19 protein-coding genes are annotated in these 23,695 nt (G+C 51.8%); 14 read left to right on the top strand and 5 right to left on the bottom strand.

Annotation, left to right across the window (positions count from 1 at the left end):
- Positions 1–13 precede the first annotated feature (13 nt).
- Entirely contained in the window at positions 14–1,225 is a 1,212-nt protein-coding gene (gene dapC / locus HUE57_RS13075; protein ID WP_078483683.1) for a succinyldiaminopimelate transaminase, read from the bottom strand.
- Between the two features lie 48 nt (positions 1,226–1,273).
- Here dapC and HUE57_RS13070 point away from each other — a divergent pair, with 48 nt between their 5' ends.
- The 6 genes from HUE57_RS13070 to HUE57_RS13045 all read left to right on the top strand — a co-directional run bounded on the left by HUE57_RS13070 (position 1,274) and on the right by HUE57_RS13045 (position 6,556).
- Positions 1,274–2,155, top strand: coding sequence for a DMT family transporter (locus HUE57_RS13070; RefSeq protein ID WP_078483684.1), 882 nt, complete (start codon positions 1,274–1,276; stop codon positions 2,153–2,155).
- A 180-nt stretch (positions 2,156–2,335) separates the two neighbouring features.
- Positions 2,336–2,776: a PqqD family protein gene (locus HUE57_RS13065; RefSeq protein WP_078482928.1), complete on the top strand. Its 441-nt coding sequence runs from the start codon at positions 2,336–2,338 to the stop codon at positions 2,774–2,776.
- Between the two features lie 176 nt (positions 2,777–2,952).
- Entirely contained in the window at positions 2,953–3,843 is an 891-nt protein-coding gene (locus tag HUE57_RS13060; RefSeq protein WP_135622037.1) for a phosphoenolpyruvate carboxykinase (ATP), read from the top strand.
- Positions 3,844–4,011: 168 nt separating this feature from the next.
- On the top strand, positions 4,012–4,701 hold the full coding sequence (locus HUE57_RS13055; RefSeq protein WP_078482930.1) for a glycosyltransferase family 2 protein: 690 nt from the start codon (positions 4,012–4,014) through the stop codon (positions 4,699–4,701).
- A gap of 393 nt (positions 4,702–5,094) precedes the next feature.
- A complete protein-coding gene (locus tag HUE57_RS13050; RefSeq protein ID WP_078482931.1) occupies positions 5,095–6,168 on the top strand; it encodes a nucleotidyltransferase domain-containing protein in 1,074 nt (357 codons plus the stop codon).
- 31 nt (positions 6,169–6,199) lie between these two features.
- Complete coding sequence (locus HUE57_RS13045) at positions 6,200–6,556, top strand: VOC family protein (RefSeq protein ID WP_172840168.1); 357 nt, start codon at positions 6,200–6,202, stop codon at positions 6,554–6,556.
- A gap of 34 nt (positions 6,557–6,590) precedes the next feature.
- Here HUE57_RS13045 and HUE57_RS13040 read toward each other — a convergent pair whose 3' ends face one another.
- Entirely contained in the window at positions 6,591–8,015 is a 1,425-nt protein-coding gene (locus tag HUE57_RS13040; protein WP_078482932.1) for a mannose-1-phosphate guanylyltransferase/mannose-6-phosphate isomerase, read from the bottom strand.
- Between the two features lie 286 nt (positions 8,016–8,301).
- Here HUE57_RS13040 and HUE57_RS13035 point away from each other — a divergent pair, with 286 nt between their 5' ends.
- From HUE57_RS13035 to HUE57_RS13020, 4 genes are read left to right on the top strand one after another with little or no spacing between them, the layout of a single operon-like run.
- Positions 8,302–8,697 carry a hypothetical protein gene (locus HUE57_RS13035; RefSeq protein WP_174673319.1) on the top strand — a complete coding sequence of 132 codons (396 nt, stop codon included), beginning with the start codon at positions 8,302–8,304 and terminating at the stop codon, positions 8,695–8,697.
- A 20-nt stretch (positions 8,698–8,717) separates the two neighbouring features.
- Positions 8,718–9,659 (top strand): HlyD family secretion protein, encoded by a 942-nt coding sequence (locus tag HUE57_RS13030; RefSeq protein WP_174673318.1) that lies wholly within the window; start codon positions 8,718–8,720, stop codon positions 9,657–9,659.
- 14 nt (positions 9,660–9,673) lie between these two features.
- Complete coding sequence (locus HUE57_RS13025; protein ID WP_078482934.1) at positions 9,674–12,103, top strand: right-handed parallel beta-helix repeat-containing protein; 2,430 nt, start codon at positions 9,674–9,676, stop codon at positions 12,101–12,103.
- Positions 12,100–13,371: an alginate export family protein gene (locus HUE57_RS13020; protein WP_174673317.1), complete on the top strand. Its 1,272-nt coding sequence runs from the start codon at positions 12,100–12,102 to the stop codon at positions 13,369–13,371. Before HUE57_RS13025 ends, HUE57_RS13020 begins: the two co-directional genes overlap by 4 nt.
- 54 nt (positions 13,372–13,425) lie before the next feature.
- On the opposite strand, the gene HUE57_RS13015 is transcribed toward HUE57_RS13020, so the two are convergent.
- The gene (locus tag HUE57_RS13015; RefSeq protein WP_174673316.1) at positions 13,426–13,629 is read right to left on the bottom strand and encodes a hypothetical protein; all 204 of its coding nucleotides are present in this window, start codon (positions 13,627–13,629) and stop codon (positions 13,426–13,428) included.
- A gap of 154 nt (positions 13,630–13,783) precedes the next feature.
- Here HUE57_RS13015 and HUE57_RS13010 point away from each other — a divergent pair, with 154 nt between their 5' ends.
- From HUE57_RS13010 to HUE57_RS12995, 4 genes are read left to right on the top strand one after another with little or no spacing between them, the layout of a single operon-like run.
- A complete protein-coding gene (locus HUE57_RS13010) occupies positions 13,784–16,180 on the top strand; it encodes a tetratricopeptide repeat protein (protein ID WP_174673315.1) in 2,397 nt (798 codons plus the stop codon).
- A 47-nt stretch (positions 16,181–16,227) separates the two neighbouring features.
- Complete coding sequence (locus HUE57_RS13005) at positions 16,228–17,535, top strand: nucleotide sugar dehydrogenase (RefSeq protein WP_078482937.1); 1,308 nt, start codon at positions 16,228–16,230, stop codon at positions 17,533–17,535.
- 4 nt (positions 17,536–17,539) lie between these two features.
- Positions 17,540–18,604, top strand: a complete 1,065-nt coding sequence (locus HUE57_RS13000; RefSeq protein WP_172840163.1) for a right-handed parallel beta-helix repeat-containing protein — start codon at positions 17,540–17,542, stop codon at positions 18,602–18,604.
- Positions 18,604–20,103 (top strand): glycosyltransferase, encoded by a 1,500-nt coding sequence (locus HUE57_RS12995; protein WP_135622041.1) that lies wholly within the window; start codon positions 18,604–18,606, stop codon positions 20,101–20,103. Before HUE57_RS13000 ends, HUE57_RS12995 begins: the two co-directional genes overlap by 1 nt.
- Before the next feature lie 27 nt (positions 20,104–20,130).
- Here the strand turns inward: HUE57_RS12995 and glnD are convergent, their stop codons facing one another.
- Both glnD and map read right to left on the bottom strand, forming a co-directional pair.
- Complete coding sequence (gene glnD, locus HUE57_RS12990) at positions 20,131–22,878, bottom strand: [protein-PII] uridylyltransferase (RefSeq protein ID WP_078482939.1); 2,748 nt, start codon at positions 22,876–22,878, stop codon at positions 20,131–20,133.
- 18 nt (positions 22,879–22,896) lie between these two features.
- The gene (gene map, locus HUE57_RS12985) at positions 22,897–23,664 is read right to left on the bottom strand and encodes a type I methionyl aminopeptidase (protein ID WP_078482940.1); all 768 of its coding nucleotides are present in this window, start codon (positions 23,662–23,664) and stop codon (positions 22,897–22,899) included.
- Positions 23,665–23,695 lie beyond the last annotated feature (31 nt).

Raw genomic sequence — 23,695 nt, 5'->3', positions numbered from 1 at the left:
GCGAATTGTAGCGTTAAATAGTCTCGATATAGTCACGAATTCGGTGGGCAGCCTCGATGCACGACTCCAGTGTCGCCACCAGTGCCATGCGTACATGACCGCTGCCGGGATTCTCGCCATGTGCATCACGTGAGAGATAGCTGCCGGGTAGCACGGTAATATTCTTCGCTGCAAAGAGTCCTTGCGCGAATTCACACTCATTAATCGGTGTTCTGGCCCAGAGGTAGAAACCGGCATCGGGACGTGAAACCTCGAGCACCGGAGAGAGTATCTCTAATACAGCATCGAACTTCTGCCGGTAGAGCTCACGATTGGTCTCTACATGCTGCTCATCCTGCCACGCCTTGATACTGGCGTGCTGAGAGGCGGGCGGCATAGCGCAGCCGTGGTAGGTGCGATAGAGCAGAAAGCGGCTAAGCACCTCGGCGTCACCTGCCACAAAACCGGAACGCAGGCCCGGCAGATTGGAGCGTTTAGAGAGGCTGTGGAAGACCACGCAGCGCTTGTAGTCGTTGCGTCCCATCTTGGCGGCTACTTCCAGTAGACCGACCGGCGGTTGTGACTCGTCGGGGTAGAGCTCCGAATAGCACTCATCGGAGGCGATGATGAAGTCGTAACGGTCGGCCAACTCGATCAGTTGTTTCAGGGCTGCTTCGCCAATCACCGCACCGGTTGGATTGCCGGGTGAACAGATATAGATCAGCTGGCAACGTTGCCAGACCGCCTCAGGGACAGCATCAAAGTCGGGTAGATAGCGGTTATCCGCAGTTGCATTGAGGAACAACGGTTCGGCACCAGCCAGCAGCGCGGCACCCTCATAGATCTGATAGAAGGGGTTGGGCATGACTACCAGAGGTCCACCCTCTGATGAGTCGGTATTACGATCTACTATCGCCTGGGCGAAGGCGAAGAGCGCCTCGCGAGTGCCATTGACCGGCAGGATCTGCTGCTCGATATCGAGGCTCTCGGCAGGGAGATTGAAACGTCGTATCAGCCAGTCACTAATTGCACCACGCAGCTCAACCATCCCCTTGGTTAGCGGATAGCTGGAGAGGGTGTGCAGGTGTGTGATCAGCTCTTCGGTGACAAAACCGGGTGCGGCGTGTTTCGGTTCACCGATCGATAACGGGATATGTGACAGTCCGGCAGGGGGTTCGATACCCGCCTTGAGTTGCTTGAGACGCTCGAAGGGGTAGGGCTGCAGGAGATCGAGATCGGGATTCATAGTGTCCGGGTATAGCCGTTCGGAAAAGCGGCTAGTATAAAGGTATCGATGATGCCATCCAAACAAACGACCAACTTTCTCCCCGTTCTCAGCCTGTTGATCGCCGCAACGCTCTGGGGCGTTATCTGGTATCCGATGAGATTGTTGGAGCAGGGTGGGCTCCACGGCGCCTGGCAGGCAGTTGTGCTCTACGCTACAGCGGCGCTCATCTTCGTCCGCTGCTGGCCACGGGTTTTCGAGGCCTACCCCAAAGCCCTGCTTAATCTTACGGTTATGGCGCTGGCCTCGGGCTGGTGCAACCTCTCCTTTATGCTCGCCGTGCTTGACGGTGAAATTGTGCGAGTACTGCTGCTCTTCTACCTCTCTCCGATCTGGGCGGTGGTGCTCGGCTGGCTGTTGCTTGGTGAGCGCCCTTCACGTGGGGGGCTGTCAGTGCTGGCGATCGCTCTCTCTGGAGCGGTGATTATGCTATGGGAGCCGAGGGTCGGTTATCCCTGGCCTGAGACGGGTGCTGACTGGCTGGCGCTCTCGTCGGGATTTGCCTTTGCGATTATGAATGTTGAGACACGTTATCTGCAGTCGATCGATATTGATGTGAAGACGGTGGTCGCCTGGTTGGGGTGCGTCGTTGTGGCGGGAGTGGTGGTTGTCGTGATGGGCATATCACTACCCGTTGTCAGTGGATCGGTCTGGGTGGGGGCACTGCTGCTGGGTGCCCTGGCGATAACGGTGATGACTCTGGCTGTCCAATACGGGGTTACCCATATGCCGGTACAACGCTCGGCGGTGATCCTGCTGTTTGAGATTGTGGCGGGTGCGCTCTCTTCACAGCTATTAACCGATGAGGTTATTGGTTGGCAGGAGTGGGTGGGTGGTGTGCTGATTATTCTGGCGGCTTATCTAACCGCAAAACGTGAAATAAAATCGTAAATATCACATAACGAACATCTATTACTGTTCTTTATTTGTGAAAAAAATCCCATGTAAATAATCGCTGTTAATGTGTGGTTATAGTCGGCGTAAAGTGCAGGTATGCTAAGCGCTTATTGAGTGCACAGCGTTTCGTGTATTTGTATCTATTGCATTGGTGAATTTGGAGCAGAGAGAGGCATGATGGGACAGTGTTATACCGTTGACGCCACACAGGTAGCACATCAGCTAATTGATGGTGAAGTGATCGTAGTGGACTTTCTTAATGGTGCCTATTTCAGTTTGCGTGAGACAGCGGCCCTGATCTGGCAGGCACTCTTGAACGGTAAATCGGTTACCCACATCATCTCTGAATACATTGATCAATACCCTGAGCAGAGAGAACAGATAGAGAGCACAATTCCAGCGTTCGTAGAGTCTCTCGTTGAAGATGGCCTTCTCCATTCAGCAGAGAGCGAGAATCAGGGAGGTTCTGAGAGTTTTTCGGCGGCTAGCTCTGATGGAGCCTTTGTCCCACCGGTAAGAGAGAAGTTTGAGGATATGTCAGAACTGCTGATGCTCGATCCAATACATGATGTCGATGAGATGGGATGGCCTCGTAGCGATAATAAATTGAATTGATTCCGTTGTTAGATTCTGTGTCACATCAGAGTGAGATTAGCGGGACCTACGAAGTCATCTCGACGCTTCTCTCGCACGCGCAACATCAGTTAGTCGAGTCGGCAACTGAACGGTTTGACTTTCAAAGTGGTGGTAAAAGAGTTCGTTTGAGTTGCACGGAGCGGCTTGCGAAAAAGTTGACACCAGCGATTGAACACCTGAAGTCAACTCCTCACCATGACTCTGAATTGACGATCATCGCCTGGGAGGGGAGTCCGACCCCTTTGGAGTTGACTCCTACCGAGTGGCAGGTGGCGGCCTGTTGGGAACGAAGTGAACCGGTCCGCATTTCTGCTAATGGAGCCGTCGCGCTCTTCGATCGTTACTCCAGCTGTGTTCATCTGCTCGATCCGTCAAAGCGACTTGCGGCTATCTGGTTCCCTTCTGCTGATGAAGTGCCCTACTGGGTTACTGCTGCGCCGATGTTACGAATTCTCGATTGGTGGTTTACACCGCAGCAGCGGGTGCTCTGTCATGGTGCTGCGTTTGGAAATTCTACAGGGGCAGCGCTTGTCGTTGGGCCGGGAGGTGCCGGTAAGTCATCACTGGCATTGGGTGCACTGTCGGCGGGGCTGGGGTATATCGGAGATGACTATGTGATGGTTGGAGCAGGGGAGACGGGAGCAGAGGTTGGGACGCTCTACTGCTCAGGAAAAGTCGAACCTGAACAGCTATCACTACAGTTTCCGCAACTAGTGAGTTATCAACACATCGCGCCTAAAGAGGATGAGGATAAGGTGGTAATACTCAATCCTGTTGAAAAGATGCTCAACAAGGCGCCGATACGAGCGGTGATTGTGCCTAAAATCTGTGATAGCCCTGAACCCGTACTGAATCTGATCGGTTCTGGAGAGGCACTGAAGGCGCTGTTGCCAAGTGTTTTGCAGCAACTAAATGGTTCTGAGCAGACAAAGCTTTCAATCTTATCGAACATAGTCACCTCTACTCCCTGCTACCGGCTCGAACTGAGTCAGGACCGGACACACAACGTATCAGTGATAAAAAGATTGTTGCAGCTTGAGCCTTGAGGAAGTCTCTCTCTATTATCGACGTCACGCCGACACTGTCACGAATGATACCCAGGCCACTCAACCGGGATTCATGCAGGTTATAAAACAGTCACTCAACCGACGTCGATCCCAGTAGGAGGATATGGCTGCAGATGGTCAAGATAATGAAAGGTAGGAGGAAGATTCGTGAGTAGTGTCAGTGTGGTTATCCCCGCCTACAATGCCGCTACGTTCATTGCTGAGGCGATTGAGAGTGTCTTGGCGCAGAGCTATCCAGCGACTGAAATTATCGTGGTTGATGATGGCTCTGAGGATGAGACGGCGGCAGTTGCCAGTCGCTTTGGCAATGACATAAAGCTATTTCGTCAGGAGAATAGAGGTATTGGCGCTGCACGCAATCTAGGGCTTGATCACGTCTGTGGTGAGCTGGTGACACTTCTCGATGCCGATGATCGTTGGCATGAAGATAAGTTGGCACTGCAGGTCGATTGTTTAAATCAGAATCTCGGTATTGATATGGTGTTTGGTCATGTGGTGGAGTTCCTGTGTCCACATGCAGGAAGTGAGGCCTCACAGCTTGAAGTGCGGACCGATGCGATGCCGGGTTATTACGCCAGTACTCTCTTAATCCGAGCGAGGGTGATTGAGCGTATCGGTAAATTCTCTGAAGATGTTTCTCTTGGTGAGTTTATAGACTGGTATGGGCGTGCCAAAGATGCCGGGCTGAAAATTCACCTTCTTGATCATGTGGTTGCAGAACGACGAGTGCATGGGAGTAATACCAGTGTGCTGCAACGCGCGCAGAGAGATGACTTAACCCATCTGCTCAAGACAATGCTTGATCGTAGGCGCAAATCAGATCTGAAAGAGTCGTGATTGAACAATAAGAGCGGAGTGGTTGGTAACTATATGCTAACTATTTCAGGAGAGTGCGAGGCTGAAAATAACGGTATGAGTCCGCAATAGAAGTGAGAAGATCTCATGTGGTCACTATCAGACACTTGAAATTGATAGTACGCTGCTCGGCAATCAACGGTTGTTAATTCAGAATGAGCCTACAAAATGTCTTGCTATGAAATCCATTGAACATTTAATAGACACCCTTCGTACCCTTGAATATTCACCCTCTATTCTTCGCAGTAGTCACTTTTATGGGCTAAGTGAGTGTGTGGGTGAGGCCGTATTGCTGAAAGATGGTGCGTCTAGAGGCGTTGTTTAGAGGTGGCGCTATCAACTCTCTCTGTCTGGCCGACACCTGTGCAATCTTTGATGCTGGAAGCATCACTGAATCGTGATGACGCAGCTATTTCCGCATGGAAGTCGTGGTACGACATTATCGATCTTGATCATCTGGATCATAGTAGTAACAGGTTGATTCCTCTGCTCTACCATCGACTGGAGAATCTCGGTATAGCGGATGTTGATCTTGGGCGAATGAAAGGTACATTCAGGCGTACCTGGTATCACAATCAGCTGATATTTGCCCGTCTGGCAACAGTTCTAGAGGCGTTGAAGCAACGCAATATTCCCACGCTACTGCTAAAGGGTGTGCCTCTGACGTTACTTTACTACCGTGATCCCGGGCTTCGTCCAATGCTGGATCTAGATCTTATGGTGCCTCGAAAATACACGTATGAAGCTATTGAGGTGCTGACCCAGCTGGGTTGGCAGGCGATTGATCAAAGAGATGCTGAAAATAGCTGTTTAAATCATGCGGTAGCGTTGAGGAGTCAAGATGGTGTTGAGATCGATCTACACTTCTCTGTCGTTCCTGAGTGCCTGAGTGATCGCTGTAATGAACTCTTTTGGCAAGCAAGTCAGTCGGTAAAACACGCCACATTTGCTGCACAGACACTTGATGGGGCGGGACATCTCGTTCACACGATTGTTCACGGCCTGCGACCTAATCGCGATGGCTCTATCCGATGGATAGCCGATGCGGTGTTGTTGATGAGGAGTGAAAAGAACATAGACTGGCAGCGAGTGGTCCTGATTGCGAGTCGAATACGGATGGGAAAAATACTCCTGGCAGGTTTACGTTATCTGATCAAACATCATGAGGTGGTGGTGCCTGATAATGTGATCGAGCAGCTCTCACTTCAACACATCAGTAGGTTGGAGCGTTTTGAACGGTGCATGCGTCTCGATTGGCCGTTGCTATTCCCATTAGCCAAATTCTGGGGGCCCTATGCAAGACTGCATGAGCATCGAGGTGCTATCGCACTGATTGTGGGTTTTCCCAGACACCTGAGTGGTGTGCTACATGCAAATAATCCATTCGATGTGCTGGTTAAGATTGGTTCGAGAACATTTCGTTATATTTCCCGACAGCTTGGGCATTGAGTTGATCTATTAGGAGGTGGGTGTGAGTGGCATGGTTTCGTTACATCACGTCAGTCTTATTGTTGAAGATACAGAGCGGGCACTTGCCTTCTACACGGGCTTGCTGGAAATTGAGTCCTGTTATCGTCCCGAGCTTAGCTTTCCTGGTGCATGGTTACAGCTGGGAGAGCAACAGATTCATCTGTTAGAGCTGCCCAGCCCAGATTCAGGTGTTGCGCGGCCTGACCACGTGGGAAGAGATCGCCACTTGGCAATGGCTGTCACCGATTTGGACGCTGTCAAACGACGTCTCGAACAGGCTGGCATCAGCTATACGAGCAGCCAGTCAGGTCGTTTAGCAATATTCTGCAGAGATCCTGATGGTAATGGTGTTGAGTTGATAGGCTAACTATTACGGTGACGATTACATAGATCGGCTGTTGCTAGTTACCATTATGTCGACCGTAGTGATCATCGAATCGGACGATATCATCCTCGCCTAGATAGTTGCCTGATTGAACCTCGATAATCTCAAGTGGTGTGTCGTTAGGGTTCTCTAGGCGGTGTCTGGTTTCAACCGGTATATAGGTCGACTCATTCTCATTGAGCACAAAGTTCTCATCGCCGCGTGTTACCAGAGCACTCCCTTTGACTACAACCCAATGTTCAGCACGCTGATGGTGGAGCTGCAGGGAGAGTGAGGCGTGTGGTTTGACGATGATTCGCTTGACCTTGAACCGCGGCTCCTCGTCGATGCAAGCGTATGAGCCCCAGGGTCTGGCAACCTTAAGATGGAGTAGCGCCTCTTCGCGTTGGTTGCTGTTGAGAGTCTCAACAACCTGTTTGATATCCTGAGTCGAATTCATGTCGGCAATCAGAACCGCATCTGCTGTCTCAACCACAACATGATTGCTTACACCGAGTGCAGCCACCATGCGATTTTCGGCATAAATAAGTGAATTGTTGACGTCTGAGGTGTGAACATCACCGCGTATGACGTTGCCTTTCATGTCTTTTTCGCCAACCTCCCAGAGTGAACTCCAGGATCCGACATCACTCCATCCTGCAGAGAAGGGAACCATTGCTGCATGTGCGGTCTTCTCCATCACGGCGTAGTCGATTGAAATGGCGGGGGAGGTTACGAAATGGGAGGCCTCTATGCGAACAAAGTCGCTATCAATAGTTCTCTGCTGGTACGACTGCCTGCAAGCGTCAAGAATGGCTGGTTGATGCTGAGCGAGCTCATTGAGATAGTCGCTTGCTCGCAACATGAACATGCCGCTATTCCAGTAGTAGGTGCCTTCATCGAGATATCGCTGCGCATCTTTCTGGTTGGGCTTCTCGACGAATCGATCGACATGTAAGGCACTCTCATCGATCTGCTCACCAGCCAGGATATATCCGTAACCGGTATTGGGATTTGTCGGTTTAATGCCAAATGTGACCAGGTTTCCCGAGTCTGCAAGTGCTGCGCTGTGTCTTACCGCCGCTTCAAAAGCATCAACATCATTGATCTTGTGGTCAGCAGGCAGTACAAGCATCAGCCCATCGCCATGTTTCTCTATGACCTCTAGTGCTGCGATGCAGATCGCTGGTGCAGTATTGCGTCCCTCAGGTTCCAGGATAATTGAGCTGTTCTCAATGCCAGACTTGAGTAGCTGCTCAGCAACCAGAAAGCGGTGGTGTTCATTACAGACCACCATAAGCGATTCGGTCTCGATCCCGCGAACCCGTGCGATGGTCTGCTGCAACATCGTCAACTCCTCATCGGTGAGGGGAAGAAACTGCTTTGGGTGGAGTGCTCTGGATAGAGGCCAGAGCCGACTACCGGATCCGCCAGAAAGGACGACTGGAATGATGTGAGTCATAGTCTAACTTTGAGATGTGCTGAGTGTGGTTGTTAGGGTGATTTTCACTGTTTTTCTCTCTCACTAAGAAGTCGTTCGAGTCGCTATTTGAGCCTGCTTGCTCGATATTAACGATAGGGCTTTCAGCCTAGCTGCAGTCTAACGCATATAGAGTCCCATATGGGGCAGAATAGTTAGCTAGATTGTTGTTCTATATGTGTGACCCATATACTATTCACACACCTTAAACCACCTCATCTGAGCCTGGATTTAACCCCATGAATATTGTGAAAGAGAGAAAGGTGTAATGACCACACAAATTGTGCACGAGGCTGAATACTCTCGTCAGCATGCCCGTTTCAGAATTCCTGCCAAACTGATCATGGGCGGCAATCCCTATGAGATAGAGGAGTGGTCTGTCTCCGGTCTTTCTGCGATCAAAATTCCGCAGGAGATAGGCGCAAGCACCCGGAGTCGCTATTTTTGCGAAAGTTTGTCTTTGCATCAGCCCAAGCAAACAGCAAAACTTCACGCGACCGTTTATGCCTGGCGCTCGACCATCTGCGTACGTTGCGTAATCACCTCTTCGCGGCTCTACACAACTCCCTCAGTGACTCTACGCCGACATAAAGCCGTGCTGCATCTTCTCCGTCGTTCGCTCGCGCCAACTACGATAGGCAACGGCGTGGATTCGAGGGACTAACCGCCCTCATTTCGCTCTCCATGGCGGTCAGCGATGGTGGTCAGCTGCTCTTTGCCTTTGATGGTTTTCAGCTGATTGTTGAACTTGAGATGGAGGTGATTCGATATGATGCTGAATCGTGTGATTTTGGCTGTCGTTTCGTTAACCTCTCCAAACAGAACCTTTCGCTTATTCACTATGTTATTAACGCGTTCCTCTCGGGAGAGTTGGTCAATGCGGGTGATCTACTGCACGTTGTTGGCCGTGACAGCTTCATCAAAAAGGATCTTGATAAGAAACTTGAGGAGAATGTTGGTGGCTTTACCCGTTTTGTACAGGGTGTGAAACGTTTTGTCGGCCGTCTCGTTCTCTTCTCCATCTTTGCCGCACTGCTCTGGTTTATCGGCTTCACTGCTTACAACCGTCTGTTTGTCATTGAGTCACTGGCGGCCAAGGTGCAGGGATCGATTGTCGTCCTCAGGGCACCAGATGATGGTTTTTTCCATCAATCACTTAAGGCCGGAAGCGAGGAGATCAACTCAGGGCAGATGCTGGGTATCGTAAAACTGGTCAATGGTGGCGCAGCTACGATTGAAGGCCCCTGTGACTGTCTGCTTCATGATGTACACGTAAGAGATGACGTTTTTGTTGCCAAGGGTGAACCGCTCTTTACCTTGACAGATAAGAGTGCCTCCATGCGTATTGAAGCGCAGGTTGCCTTTGAGTTTGTCGATCGACTCAAGGTTGGTGATGACGCCGAGGTGCGATTGGTTAACGGCGAACTGCTCACCGGTAAGGTGATTGAGGTCAGGGCCCATACCCGCTCTGAATATCTGCAGTCTGCACCGCTCAGTCGAAACCGCGGCCAGGCGAGTGAGTATGCAACCGTCGTCATTGAACCGAGTCGCCCAATCCCTGCTGAAATGCTTGATTCAGTGGCAACGGTGAAAATCTCCACTCTCGATCTCGATTCACTCTACTGATCGGACTGGAACGGATGATGCGTCTGTCGATGCAGCACTTGGGGCAACTGCTCTGGTCGTTGTTGTTCTGTAGCCAAGCTTTATTTGCTGTTGAGCTTCCCCTCAACCAGACAGGTGCGAGTGAGCTGGATCGTTATACCGTTGAGTCGGTTCGCGAGAGGCTACCTCAGCGTCGACACGGCAGTGATGTGTCGCTTATTCGTCTCGATCAGCTCTATACTTTTCCTGTCGAAAATTATTTTGAGTTACAGACAACACGACAGCATCAGGGAAAACGGGGGGCTGTAAAGGCGATCATGCTTGCCAATGGTGTCTATGATCTTGCCGATGTGGTGCGGCTGGTCAACGATGATCGCCTGATTCGACAGGTCGATGCTAAGACCTACATCAGTTACCGCCCGATCTACGTGGCACCCACTGCCAAGCTGGTGGTACAGGGAGTGACACTGCGTCTATCTGTACCCGACACCGCTGTGCTTGCCTATAACGGCGATCTCTATGTGGTCGATGCGACCATTACCAGCTGGGATGAAAGTCGTGGCGACTACGGACCACGACCCGTTTTGCCAAAGGCAGAGCTACTGCATTACGCCAAGCGTGACGCACGCCCCTATATTCAGGGCATGGAAGGATCAGGCAGTTACTTTGCAAACTCAACCATTAATGGACTTGGTTATAACGGTCGGGCCAGTTTTGGTCTGTCGCTAACAGCGCCGCAGATCAAGTCACTCTGGACCGTCTCTTCGCTCTCAGGCGCGATCAAATATCTCCCAAAACCACACGGTATCTTTGTCGGAAACCGGATAGTGAACTGTTTTTTCGGTTTCTATACCAACGATGCCGATCGTGTAGTCTTGATAGGAAATATTTTTCACGACAACCTTATCTATAACGTAGATCCGCACGATTTTACCAAGCGGCTGATTGTTGCGCGCAACATCACCTTCGATGCCAAACACGCACACGGCATAATCCTTTCACGTGAGATCAAGGATGCATTGATCAGTGAGAATATCTCCTTCGGTAACCACGGTTCCGGCATCATGCTGGATCGAAATATTGAGAGAACCCTGATTCGTGACAATGTGGTTTTTGCCAATCATGGTGATGGAGTGGCAATCTTTGAGAGCGATAACAATCGCATCAGTGGCAATACACTCTTTTCCAATGCCAATAACGGACTGTTTGTACGCAATAGTCTCTCGGTAACGGCTGATAACAACAGGTTCTTCCGCAATGGCCATTTTGGTGTTGAAACAGCAGTCGTCAATATCGATAAGCTGGAGACGCGTGACTTTGAACGTGATCCCTACCACATGGCGAGTGGTCTGAGACTTAATAGAAACACCCTTTCTGAAAATCTATCGGGGGCTGTTGCTATTAAATCGAGTGCCTATCTACAGCTGTTCGGTAACGATTTTAGTTCCTCTGGTTCATCTCTCTTCTCAGATGATGTTCAGGGTGTGGCTGATCAGCTACTGCTCGGTAATCTTCAAGGTGGTGTCTCCTTCTGTGGTGATCCAAAGCGCCTCTGTAGTGGTCAACAATTCGGTGGACAGTCAAAGTTACATCGACAAAAACGGGCAGGGGGTGCCGTTAAACCCAGTCGTCAGGGGGACATTAATCGCTATAAACGCGAAATACTCGAGCAGCTTGCTCAAGAGGGTGTAGTTGCAGCGAGCTATGAACTCTCGGTACTTCAGCTCAGAGAGTTGAGTGTCGCCAATAAACAGTCAATAAAACGAATTACAGATGCACTATCACAATCGGCTGAATCGGGTCATAGCTCATCGTTGCGCCTGCTTGCACATCTGAAGCTTCGAGAGCATGGCTATCGAGGAGAGCGTGTTGTTGGGCCTCTAACAAAACTTGCTCTGGCAGCGCTTCACGGCGATGCCAAGGCTGCCATTGAACTCAAGTGGTTACCGCTGATTACTGGCGTGAGCAAGAATCAACTGGTCTCTGCAGTGAATCGTGCCAGGGCAGAGTTGGTAGCGGCTGATTTGTGTGTGGGTGATGAGTGTTCATCTGAGCAGAGACCTGCGGCACAGAGCAATGAGCCAGAAAAACTACGCAGTTATCGCGCTGTACTGCGGCTTTTTAAACCAGAGATTGATCGGTTTCAGGCCTATGGACCAGACAAACTGAAGGAGTACCTGAGCGAACAGAAGGCTATTAATCGTTTAAAGGTCAAGCGCGAAGCGCGTCGCCAGCGTGAGCTGCTTGAGGGACGAGAGGCGACGGGAGAGCGTCGTGCCTATCTTGACCGAAAGGCGATGCGAGAGAGGACGTCCGACCGTTATCTGATCGCCACACGTGCAGAAGATATGCAGAGACACAAGGAGCGACTGGAGCAGGTGCTGGGTAAGGTTAACCGTCATCGTGATCCAGGCGCCAGGGTGAGCTATACCCAGCTATCAAGATGGGCCGGGGTGGAGAGATGATTAAAATCCTGCGTCGATACGCGGTTGTTCTAATCCTCGCTGCGACCGCTGTGGCTGCTGAACCACGCGAACTCTCCAGTCACCACTTCTATAGTGATTTTAAACTCAGTGGTTTTTCCGATATGGCTCCGCTTGGCGATGAACGCTACGAAGCGAGCGAGGGACTGGTCAGGCTGGGGATTCGGTATAACCGTTTGATGTGGGAGGATTGGCTGCTCGATGCCGATCTGCGCGCCATCTTCTCCTGTCGCGAACTGTTTGGTTCCAATGAGATCGATTGTGGTCTCTCTGCAGAGATTAAACGCCTCTATCTTCGTGGTGAGAACCTTTTTGAGTCACCCTTTCTGGCGGCAGATATTGGACGTACCCGGCTGCGTGATCAGCGCTCCTGGTTATTTGATGACGATATCGATCTGATCAAGGGTTACTACGACTCAACCCTGCTCGATATCGGTCTGGGTGCTGCCAGATGGGTTTGGAATCCACGCCTCGACGATATCTTCGATGAAGATGACAATAGCCGGAATGATGATAGTGATAGCTACTATCTGTTCGGCGCAATCGAATATCAGTGGCACCATCGCCACTTTATGCGTCTGCAACTTATTCACGAATCCTATGAGGCTCCCGAGCGTTTTACCTTCGATGAGCTCTATGAATCGAATGCGCTGAGCGAGAACTCAGAGTTGAATTGGCTGGTCATCTCATTTGAAGGTGAGAAGCGTTACAACACTGGACGTCGGTTCAATTACTGGCTCGACCTGGCGACCGTTCAGGGTGATCGCAATCTACGTATTGAAGATCCTGTTACCCATCTGGTGAGTTGGGTTGATCAGTCGATCTCAGGAGGATTTGGTCTCGATCTGGGTCTGATTACCCGTCTCTCTGAACAAGGTCATGCCATTGGAGTGAGGTATGCGTTGGGGCAGGGCGATCCGACGCTTAGTGGTGACTATAGCGGTTATCTACAGCCACATATCGCTTCAAACAAAGACCGTCGGGTAGGTGATACGCGGCTGCGCTACTACGGTGATACGCTCGACCCTGCACTTGGCAATCTGCAGATCGTCTCTGTGTTTGCGGGTCTGCCGTTGAACGAATCGGTCTGGCTGGAGGGTGCGTACTACCACTACCAGCAGATGGAGGCAGACAGCTGGTTACAGGCAGGAAGGACGCGGTTACGTCCCAACGGTCTCTCTACCGATATTGGTTACGGGCTCGACCTTACTCTGGGTGGTGATCTGCATCGGGATATACGCCTCCGCTGACCGCCATGGAGAGCGAAGTGAGGGCGGTTAGTCCCGATAGTCGACGCCGTCTGCCTATTCGTAGTTGAGAGCGCGAGCGAACGACGGAGAAGATGCAGCAGCGGCTTTATGTCGGCGTAGAGTCACTGAGGGAGTTGTGTAGAGCCGCGAAGAGGTGATTACGCAACGTACGCAGGACGTCGGGGCGCCGCAGGCATAAACGGTCGCGTTAAGTTTTGCTGTTTGCTTGGGCTTGATGCCCAAAACAAACTTTCGCAAAAATAGCGACTCCCGAAGGTGTATTGGGAGTGTTCCAGGGTGGAGATGCCTTTGATGGGGTTGCCGCCGATGATACTGCCTATAGTGCGCGTCTTGAGTTGAAGGTGCGGTGGTAGTGATGCGTCATCTATTAACTTTATTGATTTCGATCCTGTTGCTCACAAGCTGTGCCGACCTGCAGGTGGCACAGAGGGCCAATCTGGAATGCGACTACGAGACCGCCTTCGATAACTGGGAGGTGCTGGCCAGGAAGGATTTCCCTGAAGCGGAGTACCAACTGGCCAAGCTCTATGCGGCAGGCCATCTTGGTACCGATCGTCAACAAGAGGCGCTTACGCACTACCAGCGTGCGATTGAACTGGGTCATACCGGTGCGCTCTACGGCATGGGGCAGTTTCTGCTGCGTTATGCAAAGAGCGATGTCGAACGTGCCACGGCGATCGATGCACTGAAACAGGCTGCGACGGCGGGTAGCGTACCTGCCGAGATTGTACTGGCCGAGCTCTACATCGAAGGGCAATACCTGCCACGTGATACGTCGCGCGGTGTAGAAATCCTGTCCCGCCATGCCAATGCCGATAATCCACGTGCCCAGTACAAGCTGGCGCTGCTCTATGACGAGGGTATCGCGCTGCAACAGAACTATGCCAAGGCATACGACTACTATCAGCGTGCCCTTGCACTCGGGCATCGGAGTGCCGCGAACCGCTTGGCTACCCTCTATATCGAGGGACGTGGCGTGGCTGTCGATTACGACCGAGCTCGTGAGCTGTTACAGCAGCAGATCGATCTTGGCAATATGAGTGCCGCTTATCGGCTGGCCGCATTGGAGGAGCAACTCTCTGGTGAATCCGGCCCTTCGGCCCGTTCAGTCGAGCTCTATCGGCAGGCGGCCAGTGGTGGCTATGAGGCGGCCCGACTGCGTATGGCCGATCTCTACTTTCATGGTATCGGTGTTGAGCGTGATATCGATAAGGCGATCAACACCTATCAAGAGATGTCGATCGGCGGTTATGGTCCGGCTACCGCGAAGCTCGGGGATCTCTACCGCGATGGCGAGGAGAAGCCACTCGATTATGCCTACGCCCACGAGCTCTATCAGCTCTCCTATGACCAGGGTTTTGAACGTGCTGAGCTGCGCATGGCGAGAATGATGGGGTATGGCCTTGGGGTGACACGTGATATTCGTGCAGCCCGACTGATCTACCATAAATATGCACTACGGGGTGATGTCAGTGCCGCCTACGGTGCGGCCCAAATGATCGAACTGATGGCCGACTTTGATCACTTTCCGCTAGAGGCCGTGAGTTGGTATCAGCGCGCTGGAGAGGCCGGACATCAGGGTGCAAGGCTGCGACTGGCCGGACTCTACTGGGAAGGTCTGGGTGTCGATCTTGATAAGTCGCGTGCGGTAGCGCTTCTTGAGGCGCTGGTCGAGGAGCAATATACCCCTGCGATGGTTCGTCTCGGTGACTACTACCGAGACGGCAATTATCTGCCGCGCAACCATATCAAGGCGCGTGATCACTATCTCGCAGCTGTCGAGGGTCATGACGGTAACGCACGTCTCAAGCTGGCCGATCTCTATGCTCAGGGGGATGAGGCAGTCAGGGACTTTGAGGCCGCCAGGGTGATCTTTGTCGATCTCTCTAAGGCGGGTGATCACGCGGCTACCTACAAGCTGGCGCGTATGCTCGAGTTCCGTCTCGGTGATAACGCTGTGACACCCGAGATCGTGGCGCTCTATGAGCGATCGGCAGTGGCCGGTTATCCACCGGCTCAGCTGCGCTATGCCGATTTGCAACTGGAGGGGATTGGTGTTGAGCAGAATGTCGACCGTGCCATTGCAAGCTACCGAATACTCTCTGAACGTGGCCTGGGGGCGGCGACCTTCAGACTCGGAAAACTGGTTGAGTATGGGCGCTTTGAAACGCTGGATATCGACAAGGCGGTGCGTCTCTATCGCAAGTCGATTGATCAAGGCTACGATCTCGGCAATCTGCAGATGGCACGACTTCATGCCGTCGGTAAGGGAGTGCCCCGAGATCTTCGGTATGCACGACAGATCTTTGAACGTTTTGCAGTAACCGGTACGATCAAGGCCGCCTATGAACTGGGTGAGCTCTACTCCATTCATAAAACCCAGCTCTCGACAGATTGGCTGGCACTGGCGATCAAGTGGTATGAGCGTGCCGCACAGCTCGGCTATCTCGATGCCAAATATGCCCTGGCCGAACTGCTCGATTCTCAAAAGGGGCAGGATCGTCGTTATGTGATGCGCCTCTATCATGAGGCCGCCCTTGCAGGGCACGGCAGGGCCATGAGCCGCTACGGCGAACGGCTGTTCAACGGAATCTCAGCAAAGCGTAACCAAGCCGAGGGATTGGCCTTTGTGCTGACCGCAGCGCGCAGCAATAGCTCGGGTGCATTGAAGCTGGCATTGTCATTGATGGATCGAATCAATCGTGCGGCCGATATCCGACGGGCCAATCTACGCTCGCTCGAGTTAAAGAGTGAAATATTTAAGGTGACCGGCGTGTTGTCCGAGTAGCTGTCCGATTATTTTTGCAAGAAAATTGTGATTGAAGGAATGAGTAGATGAAGATCAGTATTTTTGGCTTGGGCTATGTCGGTGCAGTCTGTAGTGCCTGTCTGGCGAAGATGGGACACGAAATAATCGGAGTTGATGTAGACCAGAATAAGATTGATCTTATCAACTCGGGTCGTGCACCGCTGTTTGAACCGGGGCTAGATGCGTTGATGAAAGAGGTGGTCGACGCAGGGAAACTCAAGGCGACCAGCGATCACCACGCTGCGGTGATGGAGTCCGAGGCGAGCTTTATCTGCGTAGGTACGCCGAGTCAGCCAAGTGGTGAACTCGATCTTAAGTTCGTGCGAAATGTCGCCAACCAGCTAGGAATCTCACTACGAGAGAAGCAGGGAGATCATCTGGTGGTAATGAGGAGTACCGTCCTGCCGGGAACAGCACGGGATACAGTGGTTCCTATCATTACTGAAACCTCTGGCAAGGGGCTCGATACAGGTTTCATGTACGCTTCGAATCCTGAGTTTCTGCGTGAGGGTACGGCGATTTTTGACTATTTCAATCCGCCCAAGACGGTTATCGGTGAGAGCTGTGAGAGGGCAGGTGCAATGCTTGAATCGATCTATAAAGAGCTCGATGCTCCATTGATTCGTACCTCCATTTCTACCGCAGAGATGGTTAAGTATGCCGATAATGTCTGGCACGCACTGAAGGTGACCTTCGCCAATGAGATCGGTAACATCGCCAAGGAGTCGGGCGTTGATGGTCATGCAGTCATGGATATCTTCTGTCAGGATCAGAAGCTCAACCTCTCCACCTATTACCTGAAACCCGGTTTCGCCTTTGGCGGTTCCTGTCTGCCTAAGGATGTGCGTGCGCTCGCCTACCAGTCGGACAAGCTAGACCTGCGTTCACCGATGATCTCTAACATCATGAAGAGCAACCTCTATCAGATAGATCGTGCCATTGGCATGATTCGAGACACGGGAAAAAAACGGGTAGGACTACTTGGTCTTAGCTTTAAACCCGATACCGACGACGTGCGTGAGAGTCCTCAACTGATTTTGGCGGAGCGACTACTCGGCAAGGGCTATGAACTCTTTATCTACGACCGAAATGTCTATAACAGTATCAACCGTGACGCAAAGGATAAGAATCTCGATAACCGTATCTCCCATGTCTCGGATCGGATCTATAACGACATCGATACGGTGCTCTCTGAGGCTGATGTGATCGTTGTTGGAAATGGTGATGAAGAGTTCACTCAAATCTGTGACAAGGTGGCTGAGAAACCGGTGGTTGATCTGGTACGCATCTCGGGGCAGTGCAGTAACGAACGCTACAACGGAATCTGCTGGTAGGTTGATGAACGTGCGTTTGCAACGTTGGTTAATGATTCCGCTACTGCTGCTTAGTGGCGTTGCTTCGGCACAGCACTACTTTGTCTCGCCACAGGCCAAGCCCGGCGGTAGTGGGAAGTCAGCCGCTGAAGCGCTGTCATCAATTCAACGAGCGCTACAACTATCACATCCGGGTGATACGGTGGTGATTGGTAGTGGTCACTATTATGAGTCGTTGCAGAGTGTTCGCTCGGGTGAACCGCGTCGACCGATTAGCATCCAGGCCTATCCTGATGCGGTATTACACGGAGGAAGCCGCAATCGCGTTTTTGAGATTAACCACAGCTATATTGAACTCAACGGCCTGACTATTGATGGTCATCATAGTGAAGGTGAGGGTATCGAGGCCTGTCGTGACAAGCTTATCTATATCGACGGTCACAAGCATGGCATCAAACAGGTTGTGATGCGGGGACTAAGGTTAAAGAACGCTTATGGCGAGTGTCTACGCATCAAGGGTAATGCGGTTGGCACTGAGTTGGCCTATTCAACGATCGAAAACTGTGGGTTGCGTGATTTTCGATTTGGTCGTGGTAAAAAAAATGGTGAGGCAATCTATATTGGTACCGCACCGGAGCAGTTAAAAAACTATGCAGATCACTCCAACTCCAACTGGATACACCACAATATCATTGTGGTCGGGGGGAGTGAGTGTGTTGATATCAAAGAGGGCTCGGTGAGAAACCGAATTGAATACAATCTTTGTGATCAGGCAAACGACCCCGATTCAGGGGGCGTTTCACTCCGTGGTAACTACAATACCGTTCGTTACAACACCATTATCAATGGTGCAGGTGTAGCGGTACGCATGGGCGGAGATACAGCAGATCAGGGTGTCTATAACCGGGTGGAGAAGAACCATATTGAGAATAACCGCGCCGGTGCGATAAAGATAATGCGTTCACCGCAGCTTGCACTCTGCGGAAATAAGATTCACCACTCTGCAAAGACAAAAGTGGTGCGTCGTGGCAGTCAGGTACGTGACAAGATTAATCCAAGCTGTGATATGAGCAAGTGGAGTAGTAAGTAGTGGGTCAGCTCATCTATATCCTGGTGATGGTGGTTATGGCGATGGCGCTGCCCAGTATCTATTTCGATCCCGATGCGCGGCAATTCATCTTTATCATCGGTGTGGTTGCGGTTTGGCGCTATAGCTGGGCGATTCAACACTTCTTCCGTGCCCTCATCTATTTGAAGGTTGTCTTTCCGCGCATGCGAAAAAAGGCCGATGCGCTCGGCACAGAGGGCGATCCAATCCACGCCTTCTTTCTGGTGACGACCTTCCGTATCGATACCGATACTTCGGTGGATGTCTATCGTGAAACGGTCAAAGAGGCGATTCGTTGTGGTGTGCCCTCAACGGTCATTGCTTCAATTGTGGAGATGAGTGAGGAGCGACTGGTTAAACAGATCTTCCAGAGCCTCAATCCACCCGAGAATGTCGATCTCAAATTGGTTCGCATTCCCGGAACAGGTAAGCGTGATGCACTCGCTGCCGGATTCCGGGCAGTCTCTTCCACGCCTGTCCATCTTGAGGACTCAGTGGTCTCGGTGATCGATGGCGATACCATACTCAGTCCCGGCTGTGCCTCGGCCTGTTTTCGCATGTTCAAGATCAACCCAAGACTTGGCGCTGTGACCACCGATGAGGAGTGCACCCTGATCGGTGAGGGGAGGGTGACGGGGATCTACCGTCGCTGGTACAACCTGCGTTTTGCGCAGCGCAATGTCTATATGGCCTCAATGGCACTATCGCGCCATGTGCTAACACTGACCGGTCGCATGTCGATGTTCCGTGGAAATATTGTGGGTGATCCTGAATTTATTAGTCGCGTTGAGTTCGATGCGATTGACCATTGGCGTCTAGGCCGGTTCCGCTTTTTGACGGGTGATGATAAGTCGACCTGGTATCACGTGCTCAAAGATGGCTGGGACATGGGCTATGTACCCGATGCATTAATCCTGACGGTTGAGGAGCCACCTAATAAGGAGTTCTTCACCGGTGCCAATGTGTTGATGCGACGGTGGTTTGGCAACATGTTGCGTACCAATGCACGCGCACGGATGATTCCGAGGAAGACGACTGGCACCTACACCTGGTGGGCGCTACGTGACCAGATGTTGAGTATGTGGACTTCGCTCTTCGGTTTTACGGCGGCAATTCTGGGTAGCTTGAAGTTCGGTCCCGAGCTGCTACTCGCTTTCACCCTCTGGATACTATTTACCCGCTATATCATGGCCAAGGCGCTGGCGGTATTCCACAAGCAGTTCTCAATCAGCTGGCCATTTCTGGTCTATTTCAATCAGATCTATGGTTCGTTGGTTAAAATCTTCATGCTGCACCATCTCTATAAACAGACCTGGACTCGGCAGAAGACCAGTCTCAAGAGTCGAAAGGGATACTGGCAACAACGCTACATGGATTTTGAATCACGACTCGCCTGGGGTACATCGATGCTACTCTTTCTGGTGCTGATGTCGTTCTTTGTCGGTCTCTATGAACTTAAAGATCTTCAGGCGCTGTTTTAGCATCGTTACCAGGGATTTGATGCCAGCTTAGTGGTTCTCTATCAGATCAATCACGGTCTCTCTGAGCCGTGCTGTCTGTGACTCATCCTCAATGGCGCCGTTCTCAGCATCAGTAATATAGAAGATATCTTCAACCCTCTCACCCAGTGTTGTGATTCGTGCGTTCTGTAACTGGACATTACAGTTGGCAAGGGCGCGTGCGATTTGCGAGAGCATACCGGGACGATCAGAGGCCACGACTTCCATGATCGTGCGTGGTTGATATTGATCGGGATAGAAACGTATCTGAATCGGGATATCGAACTGCTTCTGCTGTCGTGTTACTTGACGATAGACCCTACCAGGCTGCTGCTCAGGATGGATCAGGTATAGGTTGAGTGCATCTTCTATCTCGTGGATTCGCTGACTGCTGCTGATCGGTTGTCCATCCTGCTCCAGTACCATATAGGTATCGAGCGTGTAGTCGTCGCTGGTTGAGATGATGCGTGCGTCGAGAATGTTGAGACCAAGTTGATCGAGCGTTGCAGTGGTGCTGGTGAACTGATGCGCCATGATCGGCATATAGATGAATATTTCGGTGCCACCACGTTCAACCTCTTGCTGAATCAGGATGAGAGGTGTGTCGACCCGTTGATGCTGGGAGATGGCTTCTGTATGCCAGGCGATCTCATGTGCGGTGTAGCGCAGAAAGTAGTCATCGCCGACACGATCCCAGATGGTGTTGATTGCAGACTCTGTCAAGCCGTTATTACTCAGTATGGTACGTGCCTCATCCTTGGTCTCATCAATTACCTCCCGTTGTTCGATCGGATTCCCAAGTCCACGGCGTAGCGCGTGTCGCGTACTGTGGTAGAGCTCGGCCAGCAGTGAGTCTTTCCAGGAGTTCCAGACCGATGGACTGGTGGCGCGGATATCGGCAACGGTGAGCAGGTAGAGGTAATCGAGTCTGTTGGTATTACCAACCAGGGCGGCGAAGTCATTGATGACCTCGGGATCGCTGATATCCTGTCGTTGTGCCGTCGTCGACATAATCAGGTGACTGCGCACTAGCCAGCTGACCAGACGGGTATCGTATTCACTGATGTCGTGCTGTTGGCAGAACTGCTCCACATCAACCGCGCCCAGTTTTGAGTGATCGCCACCACGTCCTTTGGCAATATCGTGAAAGAGTCCTGCGATATAGAGCAGTTCACTCTTGGGCAGGTGGTTGATGATCTTGCTGCAGAGTGGGAACTCCGGTTCAAATTTGGGTACGGTAAAACGACGCAGGTTTCGAATTACAAACAGGATGTGTTCATCGACGGTGTAGACGTGGAACAGATCGTGCTGCATCTGGCCGACGATCTGACCAAAGGCGGGGATATATTCGGCTAGAATGCCGTAGCGATTCATCCGATGCAGTTCATGGGTCACCCCCTGTGGCTGTCGTAGAAGCTCCATAAAAAGTGATCGACATCGCAGGTCGTGGCGGAAGTTTTCATCGATGCGGTACCGGTTGTGACGTATCAGACGGATGGTTGCCGCACTGACACCGCGAAGTTTCAGTGCATCCTGATCATCATCGTGTTGCTCATGGGTGAGTTTTCCATCTTCATACCAGAAACCGGTGTCGGGATGCTGGGCCAGAATCAGAAAGATCTCCAGCAGGGCAAAGGGATAGGTCTCGAAGGTACGCTCATGGGTGACCTCAATGAAGCCCTTGCGACTCTGAAAACGTTTGTTGATCGGTAGCGGTTCAGCAGAGTCATCGGCGAGCAGTATCTGCTCCTGGAACAGCTGCAGTAGCATCTCGTTTAGCCGTTCCAGCTCCATCACCGTGCGGTAGTAGACCTTCATGAAGTGCTCGACCGCCAGCTTTCCATCCTCGTCACGGTAACCGAACATCTGGGCCAGAGTGCGCTGATGATCAAACAGGAGCCGATCCTCACGTCGTCCTGTTAGATCGTGAAGACCGAATCTTATCTTCCAGAGGAAGGCCTGTCCCTCAGCCAGATCACGATACTCATCTTGGGTCAGGAAACCGTGATCGACCAGCTCGCCCAGTGTGTCGACACTGTAGTGGCGTTTGGCGACCCAGCCGATCATCTGAATATCACGCAGTCCACCGGGTCCCTCTTTGATGTTGGGTTCCAGGTTGTAGGCGGTGTCGTTGAACTTGTGGTGACGCTGCTGCTGCTCACGCCACTTCGCTTCGAAGAAGCTGCGTCCAGGCCAGAGTCGATCGGGTCCAACACGGGTGCGCATCTCACTGAACAGTGCTTCTGGACCGCAGATCTGTCGCGCTTCCATCAGATTTGTCGCGACAGTGATATCGGCCTCTGCCTCACGTTCACAATCTTCCAGCGTGCGAACACTCTGTCCCACCTCCAGGCCGATGTCCCAGAGCAACATTAGCAGTGCTTCGATCTGCGGCTGGTAGGCCTCGGGTTCAACCTTGCCAAATAGCAACATGATGTCGATATCTGAACCGGGGTGGAGTTCGCCGCGGCCATATCCGCCAACGGCTATCAGGGCGAGTTCACTCATGTTCTCGCCGATGACGTGCAGCCAGGCGCGACTCAGTAGCGCGTCGATCAGCTTGGCGCGTTGGTTGACCAACGTCGTTACTGCACAGCCCGCAAGGAAGCGCTCGTGCAGTACCGTGTTGCCTTGCTGTAGCGCGTTTCTAAAGAGTGGAAGAGGGGAGGTCGTTGTCACTATCTCGCGGTCAAACGACTCCGCATCAAATAACTCTGCATCGTCGCAGCTACGACGGTCCCTTGAGAGATTGTCCATGAAGGTTAAGTAACCAGCTTAGAACTGTTCGTCACTGCGGCGGGTCAACACCTCATGACCATCGGCAGTAACGAGAATGGTGTGCTCCCACTGTGCAGAGAGGCTGCGATCCTTGGTGACGACGGTCCACTTGTCGGGTAGTACTTTAATGTCACGCTTACCAGAATTGACCATCGGCTCAATGGTGAAGATCATTCCAGGTTCTAGAAACAGGCCGGTGTTGGGCTCTCCATAGTGAAGAACCTGTGGATCTTCGTGAAACTCTTCACCGATACCGTGACCACAGTACTCACGTACAATAGTGTATTTACTCGCCTCGGCATGCTTCTGAATCGCGTGACCGATATCGCCAAGGCGTGCGCCCGGTTTGACCATCTCGATACCGAGCATCAGGCACTCATGAGAGACACGACTCAGACGCTCGGCGATGATGCTCGGTTTGCCGATGAAGAACATCTTGCTGGTATCGCCGTGGTAACCCTCTTTGATGACGGTGATGTCTACATTGACGATGTCGCCTTTTTTCAGTCGTTTGTTACTTGGAATGCCGTGACAGACCTGATGATTGACTGAGGTGCAGATCGATTTGGGAAATCCGTGGTAGTTGAGTGGTGCGGGGATCGCCTGTTGCACGTTAACGATGTGTTCATGACAGATTCTGTCGATCTCGTCAGTGGTGATGCCGGGCTGAATATGGGGTTCAATCATCTCCAGTACCTCAGCCGCAAGTCGGCCAGCGATACGCATCTTTTCGATCTCTTCCTGGGTCTTTATTTTGACGCTCATTCTCTATCCTCTTGAAAGAGATGCTAATTAT

The organism is Candidatus Reidiella endopervernicosa, from assembly GCF_013343005.1.
Lineage (GTDB): Bacteria > Pseudomonadota > Gammaproteobacteria.
This window is presented reverse-complemented; position numbering and strand designations above follow the sequence as displayed.